The sequence below is a fragment of the Brevibacillus sp. DP1.3A genome, assembly GCF_013284245.2.
Classification (GTDB): Bacteria; Bacillota; Bacilli; order Brevibacillales; family Brevibacillaceae; genus Brevibacillus.
On record NZ_CP085876.1, the window covers coordinates 2817580 to 2836846 of the forward strand.

Annotated in this window: 17 protein-coding genes; all 17 read left to right on the forward strand. The window is 47.1% G+C overall.

What is annotated here, in order from left to right; translation table 11 throughout:
* Window positions 1-2: 2 nt before the first annotated feature.
* The 17 genes from HP399_RS13145 to HP399_RS13225 all read left to right on the forward strand — a co-directional run bounded on the left by HP399_RS13145 (window position 3) and on the right by HP399_RS13225 (window position 19132).
* The gene (locus HP399_RS13145) at window positions 3-386 is read left to right on the forward strand and encodes a hypothetical protein (protein WP_173617435.1); all 384 of its coding nucleotides are present in this window, start codon (window positions 3-5) and stop codon (window positions 384-386) included.
* A gap of 16 nt (window positions 387-402) precedes the next feature.
* Window positions 403-1191, forward strand: a complete 789-nt coding sequence (locus HP399_RS13150) for a FliA/WhiG family RNA polymerase sigma factor (protein ID WP_144614567.1) — start codon at window positions 403-405, stop codon at window positions 1189-1191.
* Between the two features lie 31 nt (window positions 1192-1222).
* Complete coding sequence (locus tag HP399_RS13155) at window positions 1223-2641, forward strand: flagellar assembly protein A (protein ID WP_173617436.1); 1419 nt, start codon at window positions 1223-1225, stop codon at window positions 2639-2641.
* Window positions 2642-2687: 46 nt separating this feature from the next.
* On the forward strand, window positions 2688-3026 hold the full coding sequence (locus HP399_RS13160) for a hypothetical protein (protein WP_173617437.1): 339 nt from the start codon (window positions 2688-2690) through the stop codon (window positions 3024-3026).
* Window positions 3027-3058: 32 nt separating this feature from the next.
* Window positions 3059-3574, forward strand: coding sequence for a DUF6115 domain-containing protein (locus tag HP399_RS13165; protein ID WP_217367496.1), 516 nt, complete (start codon window positions 3059-3061; stop codon window positions 3572-3574).
* Window positions 3567-4220 (forward strand): DUF908 domain-containing protein, encoded by a 654-nt coding sequence (locus tag HP399_RS13170; protein WP_228088511.1) that lies wholly within the window; start codon window positions 3567-3569, stop codon window positions 4218-4220. Before HP399_RS13165 ends, HP399_RS13170 begins: the two co-directional genes overlap by 8 nt.
* A 246-nt stretch (window positions 4221-4466) precedes the next feature.
* On the forward strand, window positions 4467-5177 hold the full coding sequence (gene rpsB, locus HP399_RS13175) for a 30S ribosomal protein S2 (RefSeq protein WP_069849249.1): 711 nt from the start codon (window positions 4467-4469) through the stop codon (window positions 5175-5177).
* A 139-nt stretch (window positions 5178-5316) separates the two neighbouring features.
* Window positions 5317-6204 (forward strand): translation elongation factor Ts, encoded by an 888-nt coding sequence (gene tsf, locus HP399_RS13180; RefSeq protein WP_173617440.1) that lies wholly within the window; start codon window positions 5317-5319, stop codon window positions 6202-6204.
* A 159-nt stretch (window positions 6205-6363) separates the two neighbouring features.
* Entirely contained in the window at window positions 6364-7086 is a 723-nt protein-coding gene (pyrH, locus tag HP399_RS13185; protein ID WP_007719254.1) for a UMP kinase, read from the forward strand.
* A 2-nt stretch (window positions 7087-7088) separates the two neighbouring features.
* On the forward strand, window positions 7089-7646 hold the full coding sequence (frr, locus tag HP399_RS13190) for a ribosome recycling factor (RefSeq protein ID WP_173617441.1): 558 nt from the start codon (window positions 7089-7091) through the stop codon (window positions 7644-7646).
* A 66-nt stretch (window positions 7647-7712) separates the two neighbouring features.
* Window positions 7713-8483: an undecaprenyl pyrophosphate synthase gene (locus tag HP399_RS13195; RefSeq protein ID WP_173617442.1), complete on the forward strand. Its 771-nt coding sequence runs from the start codon at window positions 7713-7715 to the stop codon at window positions 8481-8483.
* A gap of 17 nt (window positions 8484-8500) precedes the next feature.
* On the forward strand, window positions 8501-9286 hold the full coding sequence (locus HP399_RS13200; protein ID WP_007719247.1) for a phosphatidate cytidylyltransferase: 786 nt from the start codon (window positions 8501-8503) through the stop codon (window positions 9284-9286).
* A 40-nt stretch (window positions 9287-9326) separates the two neighbouring features.
* Entirely contained in the window at window positions 9327-10475 is a 1149-nt protein-coding gene (locus tag HP399_RS13205) for a 1-deoxy-D-xylulose-5-phosphate reductoisomerase (RefSeq protein WP_173617443.1), read from the forward strand.
* Window positions 10476-10518: 43 nt separating this feature from the next.
* The gene (gene rseP / locus HP399_RS13210; protein WP_173617444.1) at window positions 10519-11784 is read left to right on the forward strand and encodes an RIP metalloprotease RseP; all 1266 of its coding nucleotides are present in this window, start codon (window positions 10519-10521) and stop codon (window positions 11782-11784) included.
* 55 nt (window positions 11785-11839) lie between these two features.
* Complete coding sequence (gene ispG / locus HP399_RS13215) at window positions 11840-12922, forward strand: flavodoxin-dependent (E)-4-hydroxy-3-methylbut-2-enyl-diphosphate synthase (protein WP_007719240.1); 1083 nt, start codon at window positions 11840-11842, stop codon at window positions 12920-12922.
* Between the two features lie 43 nt (window positions 12923-12965).
* Complete coding sequence (locus tag HP399_RS13220) at window positions 12966-14711, forward strand: proline--tRNA ligase (RefSeq protein WP_173617519.1); 1746 nt, start codon at window positions 12966-12968, stop codon at window positions 14709-14711.
* Between the two features lie 116 nt (window positions 14712-14827).
* A complete protein-coding gene (locus HP399_RS13225; protein ID WP_173617445.1) occupies window positions 14828-19132 on the forward strand; it encodes a PolC-type DNA polymerase III in 4305 nt (1434 codons plus the stop codon).
* Window positions 19133-19267: the final 135 nt, after the last annotated feature.

Genomic DNA, 19267 nt, shown 5'->3' on the forward strand with positions numbered 1-19267 from the left:
AAATGTTAGGAACCATTTGGATTAATTTTGGATTAGGAATGCTCGCATTTCTTGTGACGCTGGGTACGGCTGTGGCGAGTAATGTCTGGCTCGTATCACTGGAGAGAGCAGGTATCGCATTTGTCCTATTCTTCCTCGCTGCATTTCCAATTCGTTGGCTGCTCGCAACGTTCATACAGTCATCTACTCCACCAATGGTTACGGACACGCTAGAGGGGACAAGCTCTCCTCTAGCAGAAGGTGGGGTCATTCTGGAAATTGGACAACAATTGGAACAGGAAGATCAAACATTTGCACCACTCTCGATCAACAAGATGGAAAGGATTCATCCTACTGAGGATCCAGCCACCGTTGCAGAGGTCGTTAGGCGCTTATCAGATGAGTAAAGGTTGGTGACTATTCGTGGCACGGCTAACCAGTCAAGAAAAAGCAAAAGAGTTCGATAAATGGGTCATGTGGAAGCAAGAGGGAAGTCGCGAGGCGGAGGTTGACTTGATCACGCGGTTTTTGCCACTGGTAGATAAGGTGGCAAATCGGTTGGCAATTAATCTGCCAGCTAATGTGGACAAGGATGACTTGATTAGTTATGGGCGCTTTGGGCTATTGGACGCTTTGGCTAAATTCGATCATACCCGGGGTCTCCAATTTGAGACGTACGCCATGTGGCGGATTCGTGGTGCAATGATCGATGGACTACGCGAGAACGACTGGATCCCTCGTACTGTTCGAGACAAGGCCAAAAAAATCGAAGAAGCATACACCACATTGGAACAGCAAATGCTGCGAATGCCAACCGATCAAGAAGTGTCTGATTATCTGGGAATAAGCAAAAAGGAGCTTCAACAGGTTTTCTTGGAAACCTCTCTTGCCAGCATGGTTTCTATCGATGAGGCAGTAGGGGATGAGGACGAACAAAAAACAGCAAGACATTCGTATATCATCGACGAGCTCACACCTCGCCCTGATAATGTGGCGGAAGTATCCAGCTTAAAAGAGGTTCTTGTAACGGTCATCGACAAATTGCCTGAAAAGGAACGATTGGTTGTCTCCTTGTTTTATTTTGAAGAAATGACCTTATCAGAAATTGCGGAAATCATGAGCTTGTCACCTTCAAGAATATCCCAGTTGCACTCCAAAGCTCTTTTCCGACTTCGTTCTGCGTTGTCCAGATGGAAATCGCAATTGATGTAAGGGGACATTACCCAAGCTTGAGAGGGGTAGAATGATGGAAGGGATCGGGAAATATAAAATAGAAGTAAGAATTTCAGCTGATAAATTGGAGGCTGAGTTACTTCTCCGTGTGGACGAACAAGATATCGACGAAATTGTCATCTTGGAAACAGATGTATACAAAGCATTACAAACAAGCAATGTGAAGTATGGAATTCTCGATGATGTAGTTCAGAACTTATGTACCTTACCTGCGAAGTATGCAAACGCGAGAGTAAAGGTTGCTCTGGGGATTGCACCTGTGGCTGGAACAGATGGGACTATCGAGTACCCCTATTTGGCATCTATTAATGAAGGGGAAGGTCCAAGAGAGCTAGAGGATGGCCGTGTTGATTTTTATAATGTGACGACAATCCCTAATGTGGCAAAAGGGCAACTCTTGGCACGTAAAATACCAGCAAGCCAGGGACAACCAGGCACAGCAGTTACCGGAGAGCCCATCGCTCCCAAAGCCGGCAAGGAAATAAACATGAAGCCTGGGAAAAATGTTGTGCTTAATCAAGAGCGGACAATGCTATACGCCGCTATTGACGGACAAGTCTCCTTTACGGAACAGGCAAAAATGAACGTGTTTCCCGTATTTGAAGTAAACGGGGATGTTGATTTTGGTGTTGGCAATATTGATTTTGTGGGAACGGTGGTCATTCGCGGGAACGTATTGAATGGCTTTCGCGTAAAGTCATCAGGAGATATACGCGTACTTGGTAGTGTAGAAGGGGCCGAGTTGTACGCAGAAGGCTCCATTGAAATCAAAAGCGGGATTGTTGCCCAGGACAAAGGCTGCATTGTAGCGGGGAAAGATGTCCGGACCTCCTTTATCCAAAACGCCAATGTAACGGCTGGGAATCAAGTGATTGTTTCTCAAAGCATCATGTTCTCAACCGTACGAGCCGGAAAGCAAATCATTTGCAAAGGGGCAAAAGGCTTCATCATTGGCGGCGTGTTGCAAGCTGGGGAAAAGATTGTCGCTCGAGTATTTGGGAACAGCAGCGCCACTCCTACGATACTCGAAGTAGGAGTCAAACCGGAATTAAGACAAGAACTGGCGAACATTCAAAAAGAACTACAAAATGTGTATGAAAATTTACGCAAAACAGATCAAGGCCTAGGCGTTATTAATCAGATCCTTCAAGTCAGCAAAGAACTTCCAGCAGACAAACGTCTCATGCAAATCAAGCTAACCAATACTCGTCTGGTTCTGGAAAAAGAAAGCAAGGAATTAGAAGCACGCAGAAATGATATTGAACTCGAGCTGAAAGGGGAAGGACCATCAGCTATTGAGGCATATCATGTGATGTATCCAGGAATTAAAATGACGTTTGGAAAACTGGTGCACTTTATCAAGCACGAGTATGCGAGAACGCGATTTATTGTGCTGGACGGTGAAATTAGCACTGCAACTCTTATCTAATCCAGGATGCTTACATACTTAGTGTGACAAAGGGAGTTGGGGCCATATGAGTTTGAAAGCGGTTGAATTGCAGGTGGCAATACCACGCACGCTAGAAGTCAGCCGAATTCAGGAGCATCAGCAACAACGAACCATACATGAACAACAATCAATGATTGATCAGCGAAGAGACCTGGATGAACATATGCGCCAGCGCCCGAGCGATCTTGAGCAATCACAAAAGAACCAGATACGCGAACGAGAAAAAAAGCAAGGACAGCAAGAACATCAGGACAAAAAAGAATCCGCTGGAAGTCAATTGTCCGAATCGAGCGAAGGTGTATCTGCGAATGCTGATCTCATGAGAGATCCATTGCGTGGACGTATTATAGATATTTCTTTATAAACGAAGTCAAGCCAGAAATAAAGGTGGACAACATGGACGTAGTGTATCCCATCCTGATTGGAGCAGGAATGATCAGCATGCTTCTTGCTTTTGTCATTAAAAAGAAGCAGCCTGTTGACTCCTTTTCCTCAATACCGACACAACGCACGACGGACAAAGACGAGCTCGAAAAAAGCGTGCAGCGTCTTCAAAAACAGGTAAAGCAAGAAACCAATCTGCTTGCTGCAGAATGGCAGGAAATGAGAGCGGATCTTCTCGAGGATATTGCTAGTTTGAGCAAGCGATTAGACAATGTGGAAGAACAATGGAAAAAGAGTGAAACTCATAAGCAAGAAGCTCCAAAGGATACGAATAGGATAGAACCAGCACCTCAAGCTCAAGAGGTGGATATGCTGGCACTGCGAGAACGTTATCGCCGTGCCTTTGAGCTGAGTAAAGAAGGTTTGTCTCGGGATGAGATCGCAAAACGACTCGGTGCCGGCAGAGGGGAAATCGATTTGATCTTTTCCTTGGCTGACAGGCATGAGCGAGGTCTTGCCGATGCGTAAACAAGAGCTGTTATTTGGATTTGGAGCAGGACTGATAGTGGCTACCTCCATTATCGGACTGTTAGCGCCTAAGCAAACTGCGCAAGCCCCAGCCATGACTGTCGATCAAATGAAAGAAGCTGCACAAGAGCTGGAAATGGTCGTACTTACAGGAGAAGAATACAAACAGTGGCAGGAAGAAAAGAAGGTGAACGTACAGCCAGCTCCTGGAGTGCCTAAGGCCCCAGTGGCGCCTGTGACAAAGCAACCGCAAACGTCAGCTGTACAGCCTACAACACCTGCAGCTTCATCAGAGCAAAAGGTGATTCCGCCAACGAATCCAGTGAGTAAGGACGGCCAGCCTACTCCAACCGTACCGAATACGCAGACACCAACGTCACCCAATACGGTGGCTCCTAAAGCTCCGACTGTGGAAGCACCAGTAGCAGACAAGAAGGTATCTTTCACTGTACCTTACAAAGCAACTGCAGAAGATGTAGCGCAGGTTCTAGTCAAGGAAGGAATTCTTCCTGCCGACAATCAATTTGTGGCCCAGCTACGTGCAAGCGACAAGCTAAATCGTATTCGTGTCGGTACCTATGAAGTGTCGACCGCTGCTAAGGAAGCAGATATCGTCAAGTTGATAACAACGCCGCCTAAAAAATAGGCGGTTTTTTCAATGTAACCAAATGTGTCCATTTGTCGTCTGCCAAGAAGGCTCAAAACTTTTTTTGCGAAATAAATGGAATTCGTTTGTTGCAATTGAAACTCCCATATGATATATTCATTTACGGTGTTGAAATCGCACGTCCACCAATTCCGGCAACGGTGCTGCCTATGGCAGAATTGCTTGGAACATGCGGTGAGACGGAGGTAGGCATCACAAAAACCATTTTTGAAGGAGGTGTGAAATATGGCAGTAATTTCGATGAAACAATTGCTCGAGGCTGGTGTACACTTCGGTCACCAAACTCGTCGTTGGAACCCGAAAATGGCTCGCTATATCTTCACCGAACGTAACGGAATCTACATTATCGACCTGCAAAAAACCGTTAAAAAAGTAGAGGAAGCGTACAACTTCGTACGTGAACTCGCTCAAGACGGCGGTAAAGTGCTCTTCGTTGGTACGAAGAAACAAGCACAAGAATCCGTTAAAGAAGAAGCAGAACGCACAGGTCACTACTTCATCAACCAACGTTGGTTGGGTGGTACTCTGACAAACTTCACTACTATCAAAAAACGCACTTCTCGCTTGGCTGAGCTGAAGCGTATGGAAAACGATGGTACTTTCGAAGTATTGCCTAAGAAAGAAGTTATCGTTCTGCGCAAAGAAATGGATCGTCTGGAAAAATTCTTGGGCGGTATCGCTCACATGGATAAACTGCCTGACGCTCTGTTCGTCATCGATCCTCGTAAAGAGCGCATCGCTGTAGCAGAAGCTCGTAAATTGGGTATCCCAATCGTAGCGATCGTAGATACTAACTGCGATCCAGATGAAATCGATTATGTGATCCCAGGTAACGATGACGCAATTCGCGCTGTGAAATTGCTCACTGCTAAAATGGCAGACGCTCTGCAAGAAGGAAACCAAGGTACAGAGCAACAAGCAACAACAACTGCGTAAGCATGTGTGTTAAAGGGTGGACTGAGGGTGTCAGAACCCCCGTCCATCCTTTTTTGCTGATTAGCGTCGCTGAGGTGTTAGCAGGCGATTTGCTTTTCGACTATAATAGGATCGTAACTTTCCGAGGAGGTTTCACTCAATGGCAATTAGTGCACAAGCGGTTAAAGAACTGCGCGAGCGTACAGGCGCAGGTATGATGGATTGCAAACGCGCGTTGGAAGAAACAGCAGGCGACATGGAAAAAGCAATTGACTTGCTCCGTGAGCGCGGTGTAGCGAAAGCAGCGAAAAAATCCGGACGTATTGCAGCTGAAGGTTTGACTGCAACTGCGGTAGCTGGAAACGTTGCAGCAGTTGTAGAAGTAAACTGCGAAACTGACTTCGTTGGTAAAAACCCTGAGTTCCAAACCCTTGTTAAAGACATCGCTGAGCACGTTGTATCCCAACGTCCTGCATCTGTTGAAGAAGCTCTGGAGCAACCTTTCAAAGGTGCTGGCGAGACTTTGGCTCATGTAATCAACGAGAAAATCGCGACTATTGGAGAAAACATCTCCTTCCGTCGTTTTGCACTCTCCGAGAAAACAGACAACGGTGCTTTCGGTGCTTACCTGCACATGGGTGGCCGTATCGGCGTTCTGGTTACTTTGGAAGGTACACAAGACGAAACACTGGCTCGCGACCTGGGCATGCACGCAGCAGCGTCTAACCCTCGTTTTGCTAACCGTGATGAAGTTTCCACTGATGAGATCGAGCGCGAGCGTGAAGTTCTGAAGAACCAAGCGCTGGCTGAAGGCAAACCTGCTAACATCGTTGAGAAAATGGTAGAAGGCCGCCTCTCCAAATTCTTCGAAGAATACGTACTGGTTGAGCAACCATTCGTAAAAGATCCTGACAAGAAAGTAGCTGTTCTGCTGAAAGAAGCAGGTGCTACCTTGAAAGGATTCACTCGCTTCCAAGTAGGCGAAGGTATCGAGAAAAAACAAGAAGACTTCGCTGCTGAAGTTATGGCACAAGTTAATAAGCAATAATAAAGGTTATAGGGAACACCTTCGTGTTCCCTATTTTCAAAGCGAGAGTTTCACTTAGTGTGAAACTCTCTGCATGTAAAGAGCAATGTGTACCTGTACCCTTGTAGAAGGAATGAAGACTGGGCACAGAGAATGATTCATGAATGGAGGCCGTTTCACATGCCACTTCCTGCCTATAAACGGGTTGTGTTAAAGTTGAGTGGGGAAGCTTTGGCGGGGGACTTAGGGTATGGTATTGACCCAAAGGTTATTTTCTCCGTCGCTAACCAGATCAAGGAAATCGTAGAATTGGGTGTACAAGTCGCAGTAGTCGTCGGAGGAGGTAACATCTGGCGCGGACTTTCCGGCAGCTCTAAAGGAATGGATCGGGCAACAGCCGATTACATGGGGATGCTGGCCACAATTATGAACTCACTCGCCTTGCAGGATGGGTTAGAAAAAGTGAACGTCCCGACTCGTGTTCAAACCTCGATTGAGATGAGACAGGTAGCAGAACCATACATACGCCGTCGTGCCATTCGTCATTTAGAAAAAATGCGCGTGGTCATCTTCGCTGCCGGTACTGGTAACCCTTACTTTTCAACGGATACGACTGCTGCTCTGCGTGCAGCTGAGATTGAAGCTGAAGTAATCCTGATGGCGAAAAACAAGGTAGATGGTGTGTACTCTGCAGACCCAAGTCTTGACCCGAATGCTAAGAAGTACGACCAGTTGACATTCCTGGAAGTGCTGAACAAAGGTTTAGGTGTCATGGATTCTACAGCATCCAGCCTGTGCATGGATAACAGTATTCCATTGATCGTCTTTAACATTTCTGAAGAAGGCAATATTCGTCGGGCAGTAATGGGCGACAAAATCGGTACTCTAGTGAAAGGGGAATAATTATGCCTCAAACTGTGCTAAAAGACATGGAAGATCGCATGAATAAGGCGATCAATGCTTTGAAAAAAGACATGTCCAGCCTGCGTGCAGGACGTGCGAACCCAGCGATGCTGGATCGTGTTACAGTAGACTATTACGGCACTCCAACACCGATTAGCCAATTGGCTAACATCAGCGTACCAGAACCACGTATGCTGATTATCCAGCCATGGGATAAAACAGCGCTCAAAGAAATTGACCGTGCGCTGCAGCAATCGGATTTGGGAATTTCTCCATCCAACGATGGCGTGATTATCCGCCTGATGATTCCTCCACTCACAGAAGAGCGTCGCAAAGAGCTCGTGAAGCTGGCTGGAAAAGGTGGAGAAGAAGCAAAGGTAGCGATTCGTAACATCCGTCGTGATGCAAACGATGAAATTAAAAAGCTGGAAAAGGCTGCTACCATTTCTGAAGACGATTCCCGTCGTCACCAAGAAACTATCCAAAAAACAACGGATAAATTCATTGCTGAAGTTGACAAGGTCGTCAAAGACAAAGAGAAAGACATTTTGGAAGTATAGGTAATGGTAATCCCCCTCGTTTGAGGGGGATGTACGTCTATATCTCTCATTACGGGGGAACACTTTATGTTAGAACATCTGGCGCGCAAATGGGGCCGCAAAGAAAAGCAATCGGAGCCAGCCGAGTTCGATCGTTCCGGTAAAATTCCGGAGCATGTGGCAATTATTATGGATGGCAACGGTCGTTGGGCCAGTAAGCGCAGTTTACCCCGGGTTGCCGGGCACCGTGCAGGTATGAAAGCAGTAAAAGAAGTCGTGAAGGTTGCAGACGAGATCGGCGTTCGTTATATGACGATGTACGCATTCTCTACCGAAAACTGGAAGCGTCCACGCGATGAAGTGGATTTTCTCATGAAACTTCCGCAGGAATTTTTGTCGACAGAATTGGATGAATTAATAGAACGTGGTGTCCGCATACGCATGCTGGGCAGTAAAAGCGAGCTGCCTTCTCATACGTTGAAAGCGTTGCTGGAAGCAGAAGAGAAAACGAAGGACAATAGCGGTTTGCAATTGAATTTTGCCCTGAACTATGGCGGGCGAGATGAACTTGCAAAAGCATTTTCAGTGATGGCAGCACAAGTAAAAGCAGGTGAGCTTCAACCAGAGCAACTGACTGAGGAATTGATATCGAGCTACCTGTATACAAGCGAAATTCCCGATCCAGACCTCTTGATTCGCACAAGTGGAGAGATTCGCTTGAGTAACTTTATGCTGTGGCAATTGGCATATACAGAATTATGGTTTACGGATGTGCTGTGGCCTGATTTTACCCGTGAACATTTTTATCAAGCAATCGTGGAATACCAAGGCCGAGCTCGTCGCTACGGGGCGGTATAGCCGAGAGGTGGAATCAGTTGAAGCAACGTATAATAACAGGCCTGATTGGTGGGGCTGGTTTTCTATTATTGATGTATGCTGGTGGAGTTTGGTACTCACTTTTGGTGTTTTTACTGGCTGTCATTGGCTATTTTGAATTTATGAGAATGGCTGGCATTCAGTCATTTTATTTGGCAGGATTGCTCGGATATGTATTGATGTTAAGCATTTTGTGGCCGTCTCTATTATTTTCGGATTGGCTCAGTATCAGCATGCCGGATCTGATGCTGCCCGTCATCCTGCTCTTGTTGATTTACTCCGTTTTACGGAAAAATCAGTTTCACATTGAACACGTCGCCCTTACGTTGGTGGGGGCGTTATACATAGGCTACGGTTTTACTTACATGGCCGCTACCCGAAACCTACCTGAAGGATTCATGCTGACGGTCATGGTCATTATGGGAATATGGTCGACTGATTCGGGCGCCTATTTTGTCGGAAAAGCAATAGGTAAGCGTAAACTTTGGCCAGAAATAAGTCCAAACAAGACGGTAGAGGGAGCCTTAGGAGGTCTCGTTGCTTCTGTCCTGATTGTTCTTTCCATCAATGCAAGCTTCGGACATTTTGCGATTGATCAGGCTTTGACCATCGCACTTGTTGCGGGGATCGTCGGGCAATTGGGTGATTTGGTTGAGTCGGCTTTCAAGAGACATTTCCATGTAAAAGATTCAGGACAGCTCATTCCGGGTCACGGGGGCGTTTTGGATCGCTTTGATAGCTTTTTGCTCGTCTTTCCGGTTCTACATCTATTAGGTATTGTCTAAAACCTTTTGCATATAGAAAGAGATATAGAGGGTGAAATCCGTGAAAAAAATAGCGCTCTTAGGTTCAACGGGGTCAGTTGGAACGAGCACGCTTGAAGTCGTAGACCAGCATCCAGAGGATTTTTCGGTGGTGGCTATGGCTGCCGGAACAAACGTGGATCTATTGACACGCCAGGTGGAAAAATTCAAGCCCGAGCTCGTTTCTGTGGGAAATGAGAAGGCTGCCGTTGAACTGCGAGATAGATTGGCGGGTAAGTCTCAACCAGAAATCGTTTACGGGGCGGAAGGATTGGAACTGGTTGCCCGTCATGAAGCTGCCAATTTCGTTATGACCGCGGTTGTCGGCAGTGTAGGGGTCGCACCTACACTCGCTGCGATAGAGGCGGGAAAAACAATTGGACTGGCCAACAAAGAGACACTGGTGAGCGCTGGCCCTGTCGTCATGAAACGAGCAAAAGAAAAAGGTATCTCGATTATTCCAGTAGACAGCGAGCATTCAGCTGTCTACCAATGTCTGCAAGGCGAACGCAAGGAAGATGTGGCGCGGGTTATTTTGACCGCTTCAGGAGGTTCCTTCCGTCACCTCTCTCGCGAGGATCTACAGCAAGTGACTGTAGAGCAGGCATTGGCTCATCCGAATTGGAGCATGGGTGCAAAAATTACCATCGATTCTGCTACCATGATGAACAAAGGTTTTGAAGTGATCGAGGCTCATTGGCTGTTCGATTTACCTTATGAGCAAATCGAATGCGTATTGCATTATGAAAGTATCATACACTCTATGGTAGAATACAAAGACAGAGCGGTCATGGCCCAACTCGGTACGCCTGATATGAAGGTTCCGATTCAGTACGCCATGAGCTATCCCATCAGAAAAGAACTACCTACGGAACCACTTGATTTGGTCAAGATCGCCACGCTTCATTTTGCAGCCATGGATTATGAGCGTTATCCTCTGTTAAAATTAGCGTATGAGTGTGGCATGGCAGGAGGTACGCATACTGCAGTACTGAATGCAGCCAATGAAGTCGCAGTTGATAGGTTCTTAAAGGGAGCGATCAGTTTTTTAGACATCGAAAAGGTCGTCCGAAAAACTTGCGAAGCTCACCCTGGTGTAGCGAGTCCAGAGCTTGCAGATATTTTTGCAGCTGATGAGTGGGCACGCTCTTATGCGCTCGTCTCCATCTAAGGAATATGAGTGTTAGATACTTGACAGAAAGGTGGCTGTTCACTTGCCTTTGCCCAACCTGGATTCCGTTGAATCAATTCTCGCGATTGTAGTTGTATTTGGGGTACTTGTCTTTGTGCACGAACTAGGACACTTCCTTCTGGCCAAGAAGGCAGGGATCTTATGTCGTGAATTTGCACTGGGAATGGGGCCAAAAATTTTTCGCGTGAAGCGGGGAGAAACGGAATACACCTTACGCCTTTTACCCATCGGTGGTCTTGTTCGCATGGCGGGGGAAGACCCGGAGATGGATATGTTGAAACCGCACATGGAAGTAAGCTTGGAGCGGGATGCGTTAGGAAAGGTCACACATATTTTGCTCGATGGGCCAAGTTCTGGTTCTGCTCGTGCGATCACCGGTACGGTGGTACAATTTGATCTGGAGCAAAATTTAAATATTGTGCTTGAACTAGATGGAGAGCAGAAGACGTTTGCTGTTCATCCTCAGGCTCAACTGGTCAAGGATGGACAAGAAGTACAGATTGCCCCTCTGAACAGACAGTTCAAAGGTAAGACAGTTTCACAACGTTTTTGGGCGATTTTTGCAGGACCTGCAGCCAACTTTTTGCTGGCGTTTGTTTTGTTTATCGTGATCGGCTTCTTGTACGGCGTACCGAATGGCAGCTATCTGGGGAATGTGATCCCTGGAGGACCTGCTGCTCAAGCTGGATTATTGCCAGGTGATAAGGTGATCGCGATTCAAGGTCAGCCTGTATCCTCGTGGAAAGACGTTGTAGAGAAGATTAGCAAAGCGCCGGACCAACAATTAACATTTGAGTACGAGCGCAATGGCCAGCGTATGACTGTGCCAGTTAAAGTAGGGAAAGACGAAAACAACGTAGGCAAAATCATGGTGACCAATGCACTCACGTTTGCCCCAGGAGAAGTTCTCAAATACGGTGCAACGTCCACTTACGAGTTTACGATGATGATCCTGAAAAGCTTGGGAATGCTCGTAACGGGTGAATATGGACTGAAGGACTTGAGTGGTCCGGTCGGTATTTTCAAGATGACTGGAGAGGTTGCTCAACAAGGTATGGCGATTCTTTTGAAATGGGCTGCAGTATTGAGCATTAACCTTGGATTGTTCAATCTGTTGCCGCTGCCAGCCTTGGATGGCGGACGTCTCGCATTCTTGGGAGTAGAGGCGCTGCGTGGTCGACCTATTGACCCGCATAAAGAAGGAATGGTACATTTCTTGGGCTTTGCCTTTTTGATGTTGCTGATTTTGGTAGTGACGTGGAATGATCTGCAACGATTGTTCTCCTAATCACGTACTAACACGATAGAGAGAAAAACAGACATACCTAAAAGGATGGTGCAAAATGTTCAAGCGCGAGGAGACGAAACCGGTTTTTGTAGGTGGAGTGCAAATCGGGGGCCAAAAAAGCGTAGTCATCCAGTCAATGACGACAGCAGACACGCGTGATGTAGAAAAAACTCTGGCTGAGATTCAGAGACTGCATGATGTCGGTTGCCAAATTGTTCGCTTGGCCGTCATCAACGAAGATGCAGCCCGTGCCATCAAAAAAATTAAAGAACGCTCCCCGTTGCCGCTCGTTGCCGACATTCATTTCGACCACAAGCTGGCATTGATTGCGCTGGAGAGCGGGATTGATAAAATTCGTATCAACCCAGGCAACATCGGTTCGAAAGAAAAAACGCAACGCGTTGTGGAAGCGTGCCGTGAGCGCAATGTTCCGATCCGTATCGGGGTCAACTCCGGTTCAGTAGAGAGAAGACTTTTGGAAAAATACGGGTACCCTTCTCCGGAAGCGATCGTAGAAAGTGCGATAGACCACGTGCAAATTCTGGAAGACTTGAACTACGACAACATCGTCATTTCCTTGAAGTCTTCCGATGTTCCAACGATGATCCAAACATATTCGTTGATGGCACAGAAACGCAACTATCCGCTGCACGTCGGTGTAACAGAAGCAGGTACACAGTTCTCCGGCAGCATTAAGTCTTCAGTTGGAATCGGAACGGTATTGTCGATGGGAATTGGTGACACCATTCGCGTATCCCTGACGGCTGATCCTGTTGAAGAAATTAAAGTAGCAAAACAAATCCTTCGCAGCTTGGATATCGTGAACAACGATCCAGTGGTCATTGCATGCCCATCTTGCGGTCGATGCGCAATTGACCTGATCGGCTTGGCAACAAAAGTCGAGGATGCCATTTCCACGCTGAAAGTACCGTTAAAAGTAGCGGTAATGGGTTGCGCGGTAAATGGCCCTGGTGAAGCTCGTGAAGCAGATGTAGGCGTTGCCGGCGGAAATGGCGAGGGCTTGATTTTCCGTAATGGTGAAATTGTTCGGAAAGTAAAAGAAACCGAGTTGTTTGAAGAGCTGATGAAAGAAATTAACGAAATAGTAAACGAGCAAAAGCCTACAACTGTAGGATAATGCACGTTGATTGCTGATAAGGCATAAGGAGGACACGCACGTGTTGAAGCAAAGTCAAATGTTGATCCCTACCCTGCGGGAAGTGCCATCCGACGCGGAGATTGCCAGCCACAAGCTGCTGCTCCGCGCAGGTATGGCCCGCCAACTGGCTTCCGGTATTTATACGTACCTGCCCCTGGCGCTCCGTTCCCTGCACAAAATCCAAGCGATTGTGCGTGAAGAAATGAACAATGCTGGGGGACAAGAGCTGTTGATGCCAGCGATGCAACCAGCTGAGCTGTGGCATCAAACGGGTCGCTGGGATGTGTACGGTCCCGAGCTCGTTCGCCTGCGTGACCGTCATGATCGTCCTTTTGCCTTGGGTCCAACCCATGAAGAAGTCATTACGAGTCTCGTGCGTGATGAGATTAACTCTTACAAAAAACTCCCGATCAACCTTTATCAAATTCAAACCAAGTTCCGTGATGAAGTGCGTCCACGCTTCGGTTTGATTCGTTGCCGCGAGTTTATTATGAAGGATGCTTACTCTTTCGATTCGTCACAGGAAGGTCTGGATCGCAACTTCCAGGCTATGTATGATGCGTACACAAACATCTTTACCCGTGTAGGCTTGAACTTCCGTGCAGTAGAAGCGGATGCAGGTGCAATCGGCGGAAAAGGCACTTACGAATTCATGGCGTTGTGCGACATTGGGGAAGACACGATTGCTTATTCTGAAGAAGGCGATTATGCAGCCAACTTGGAAAAGGCAGAAGTCGTGTACAAGCCATCTGCAAAGCCAGCAACAGAAGCGCCAGCTCGAGAAAAATTGCATACGCCTGGTACCAAAACGATCGACCAATTGGTACAAGCACTGCAAATCGAGGCAAAGCAAATCATCAAGAGCCTCATTTATCGTGTAGACGACAAGCTGGTTATGGTGCTGGTGCGCGGTGATCATGAGATCAATGAAGTGAAGCTGAAAAACTTGTATGATGCTACGATCGTAGGACTGGCTTCTGAAGCGGATATTGTTTCGGTAACAGGAGCGCCTGCAGGATTTGTTGGCCCCGTTGGCATTGATCCTGAAAAAGTAGAAATCATTGCGGACAATTTTGTTCAAGATGTTTATGATGGTGTCGTCGGAGCCAATGAAACGGACTATCATCTGACTCACGTAGTTGCTGGCCGTGATTTCACGGTTTCCCAGTACGCTGACTTGCGCAACATTACAGAAGGTGACGAGTGCCCTCGTACTGGTGGTGTTATCAAGTTTGCACGTGGTGTAGAAGTCGGTCACGTATTCAAACTGGGTACGAAATACTCCACAGCAATGGGTGCTACGTACCTGGATGAGAACGGTCGCAGTCAACCAATGATCATGGGCTGCTACGGAATCGGTGTATCTCGTACAATTGCGGCAGTGATCGAGCAGAATAATGATGAAAATGGTATCATTTGGCCAGTATCTGTTGCACCTTTCCATGTGCATGTGATTCCGGTCAATGTTAAAGTAGAAGAGCAACGTCAAGTTAGCGAACAAATTACAGAAGCATTGCGCAAGGCAGGCGTAGAAGTTTTGTTTGACGATCGTCCTGAGCGTGCTGGTGTGAAGTTTAAAGACGCTGATTTGATTGGACTGCCTCTGCGTATTACGGTTTCCGATAAAGCTGCACAAGAAGGAACAGTGGAAGTGCGTATCCGCAAAAACGGTGAAACACATGATGTGAAGCTGGATCAATTGGTCGATGAAGTAAAAGGTCTCTTATCTCGTGTTGACCAAACTGGAGCTGCCTTGTTCGGTAACTAGTTGCATGCAGGAATAAGAAGGATTTTGTCGAATTTTTACGGGGTACTCCCCTAGATCAATGGGGAGTGCCTCTTTTTCTTGTTTGAACGCTCACTTATAGGGAAGGTGGGAAAACCGTGGACCGTTTACAAGAGCAAAAACATCGCTTCTCCCTATTGGTCAAGCAAATGGAAGTTCCTGACGAATGGGTGGAGCGATTTTTTCTTGATGCTCAGATTGAAAAGCTAGAGCTATATAAGCAGAACAAAGAATGGGTTTTTCACTTTGCCCTCCCGAGAATGATACCAGCGGATGTTTATGCAGCTTTTACCAAGCGATTGACGCATACATTTTCACATCTCGCTAAAGTAGATACCCGATTTCGCTATCTGCAAAAGCCGTCTCTCGATCATGTAGTCGAAGAGTATTGGGACGTCTTGCTGGCGGGACTGGAGCCGGCTCTGAACTCCTTGGCAGTTACGATGCGTCAAGCGCGTAAGCAAGTCGACCAACAGGAAGTCAAGGTATACTTGCCAACGGAGATGTCCGTTGAGGTTGCCAAGCGTAAACGAGCGGATAATGAGCTTTTGGCTGCTTTCCAGAAAGCTACGGATTGCTCGATGCGCTTTACTTTTCATGGGGAAGAAAGCGATGACGCGTATAAGGCCTTTGAGGAGCAACGTAAAGAGGAAGAGCGTGCTCTCGTCGAAGTTGTGATGACGGCTGTTCAACAGGAAAACAAATCGTCTGATAAAGCTGATGCTGTCACTACGCTCATGATGGGCTATGAAATTAAAGATGCGCCGATCCCGATTTGCGAGATTCAAGATGAGGAACGCCGTATCGTCATCCAAGGAACTGTATTTAACGTAGAAGTCAAAGAGCTTCGCAGTGGACGCCATTTGCTCACGTTCAACGTATCAGACTATACGGATTCTCTTACAGTGAAGATGTTCTCTCGCGATAAAGAAGACGTGAAAATGCTTGAATTGCTGAAAGACGGTATGTGGGTGAAAGTACGGGGAAGTGTACAGCATGACACATTTGTACGCGATCTCGTGATGAATGCCAATGATTTGAACCAGATTGAGCAGGTCATTCGCAAAGATCACGCGGAAGAAAAGCGCGTTGAGCTCCATTGCCATACGCCGATGAGTGCGCTGGATGCCGTTGCATCGGTAAAATCACTGGTCTCGACGGCAGCAAAGTGGGGTCATAAAGCAATTGCTGTCACTGACCATGGTGTCGTGCAGGCTTTTCCAGAGGCGTATTCCATCGCCAAAAAGAACAACATCAAATGCATTCTCGGTATGGAAGCATATGTAGTCGAGGATGGTATCGATATCGTTTATAACCTGCACGCAGACAATAATCTTGCCATTGATGAAAATACCGAATACGTCGTGTTTGATACGGAGACGACGGGTTTAAACGCGTCAGAGCATACAATCATCGAGATCGCTGCTGTCAAAATGAAAGGCTCAGAAATTGTCGACCAATGGACGGAGCTGATCGACCCGCAATTGGAAATTGGGCCAAAGACAACCGAGATTACGGGGATTACCAACGAAATGCTCCGCGGGCAAGAGACACTTGATGTGGTACTCCGCAAGTTCAAGGATTTTACTGGTGACGCCATCCTGGTTGCGCATAATGCTGAGTTTGACAAAGCGTTTATTAACGCCTGCGCCAAACGGATTGGCATGGAACCATGGAGCAATTCATTTTTAGATACGCTGCCTTTGGCTCGTTTGATGTACAAAGGAATGCGTAATTATCGTTTGGGATCATTAGCGAAAAAGTTCAACGTCGAGCTCATCAATGCTCACCGTGCGTTAGACGATACTGTGGCTCTTGCTCACGTGTTCCAGCAAATGTTGAAGGACATAAAAGAAGCGGAAATCAAATCGCTTGCTGAACTGAATGAAAAAAGCAACGAAGAGGCGGATTACAAGAGTGGACGTCCATTCCATGCGACGATTCTCGTGCAAAATAAAGAAGGCCTCAAAAACCTGTACAAGCTCGTAACTCGTTCTCATGTGGAAACATTCTTCCGTTGGCCCCGAATTCAGCGAAGCCAGCTGACCAAATACCGCGAAGGCTTGCTAATTGGTACGGCGTGTAAAGACGGGGAACTCATGCAATCGATTCTTCGCGGTAAGTCACCTGAAGAGTTGAAGGAAGTTGCTGCTTTTTACGACTATTTGGAATTACAGCCGGTCGCTCATTACTCACCACTGTTGCGTAATGAAGAAATTCCTTCGCTGGAGACGATGAAAGGCTACCATGAAAAGATCGTCGAAATGGGAAAAGAGCTCGGCAAGCTGGTCGTTGCTACAGGGGATGTGCACTTCCTGAATCCCCAAGATGAAATCTTCCGCGATGTTTTCCTATTGTCAAAAGGGGATCCAACCGCAGGGAATCAGCCGCCGCTTTACTTTCATACAACGGAAGAGATGCTAGAGGCGTTCTCCTTTTTGGGGGAAGAGACCGCAAAAGAAATTGTCGTAACAAATACGAATGCCATTGCGGATATGATTGAGGATATTAGTCCGATTCCAGACAAGCTGTACACGCCGATCATTGAAGGGGCGGACGAAGAGCTTCGTCAAATGTGCTATGACAAAGCAAGGTCGTTGTATGGTGACCCATTGCCCGAACTGGTTGAGCATCGCTTGGAAAAAGAATTGAACAGTATCATCAAGCACGGCTTCGGTGTGATTTATTTGATTTCGCAGCGTTTGGTAACGAAATCGTTGAATGATGGTTACCTCGTAGGTTCACGTGGGTCTGTAGGCTCGTCTTTTGTTGCGACGATGTCTGAGATTACAGAGGTAAACCCATTGCCACCTCACTATCGCTGCCCAAATTGCAAGCACAGCGAGTTTATTACAGATGGTTCAATCGCCTCTGGGTTTGACTTGGAGGATAAAGAATGTACGCAATGTGGAACCATGTATGCCAAGGACGGGCAGGACATCCCGTTCGAAACGTTCCTCGGTTTTAAAGGAGACAAGGTACCGGATATTGACTTGAACTTCTCCGGTGATTATCAACCGCGTGCACACAAGTACACACAGGAGCTGTTCGGAGCGGATTACGTATATCGTGCAGGAACGATTGGTACCGTTGCAGAAAAAACAGCGTATGGCTACGTGCGCAAATATGCCGATGAACGAGGCATGACGTTGCGCAATGCGGAGATATCCAGGATCGTCAACGGCTGTACAGGTGTAAAAAGGACGACAGGACAGCATCCGGGCGGTATTATCGTAGTACCTGACTACATGGAGATTGAAGACTTTTGTCCGATTCAGTTCCCGGCTGATGATAATGAGTCAGAATGGCGCACAACCCATTTCGACTTCCACTCCATTCATGACAACTTGTTAAAACTCGATATTCTGGGACACGATGATCCGACCGTCATTCGTATGCTGCAAGACTTGACGGGAATGGACCCGAAGACGATTCCACTGGATGATAAAAAGACGATGTCCATCTTCAGTACGACGGAAGCCTTGGGGGTTACACCAGAGCAAATCGGTACGAACATGGGGACACTCGGCATTCCTGAGTTCGGAACCAAATTCGTACGTCAGATGCTAGAAGACACCAAACCGACAACGTTTGCCGAGCTTGTTCAGATTTCTGGACTCTCTCATGGTACGGACGTTTGGTTGAACAACGCACAAGACTTGATCCGCAACGGTACCTGCAAGCTACCAGACGTAATTGGTTGTCGTGACGATATCATGGTGTATTTGATCTATAAAGGGCTAGAGCCTTCACGCGCCTTTAAGATCATGGAATCCGTGCGTAAGGGTAAAGGGGTTCCTGAGGACGATCAGGAAGAAATGCGCAATAACAATGTGCCAGAATGGTATATTCAGTCGTGCCAGCGGATTAAGTACATGTTCCCGAAGGCGCATGCGACTGCTTACGTTATGATGGCTGTGCGGATCGCATACTTCAAGGTACATCGTCCATTGGAGTTTTACGCAACATATTTCACTGTTCGCGCAGACGACTTTGACATTCCGCTGATGGTCAAAGGCTCAGCTGCGATCAAGCAAAAGATTGAAGAGATCGAGGGCAAGGGACACGATGCACAGCCAAAAGAAAAGGCATTGCTGACTGTTTTGGAGATGGCGTTGGAAATGATAGAGCGGGGCTTCCGCTTTGCCAACGTTGATTTGTACAAATCAGACGCCACGCGCTTCTTGATCGAGGGAGATTCGCTGATCGCTCCATTTAACGCCCTGCCTGGCTTAGGGACGAACGCGGCGATCAGCATCGTAGCTGCGAGAGAGCATGGAGAGTTTTTGTCCAAGGAGGACCTCCTATCCCGATCCCGCATCTCCAAGACCATTTTGGAGTTCTTGGACGAGCAAGGTGCTTTGAAAGGATTGCCAGAATCCAACCAGCTATCCTTGTTCTAAGGCGTGCAGTCAAGGCTCACAGTCATCCAAAGGTTGTCAGCGGAGGGCTGTTATGCTATAATTTTTTTGGAAATACTGGTTTTATACGCATGGCTGATCGAGAGTGGGGAAACCCACTCTTTCTTTCTGGCTACA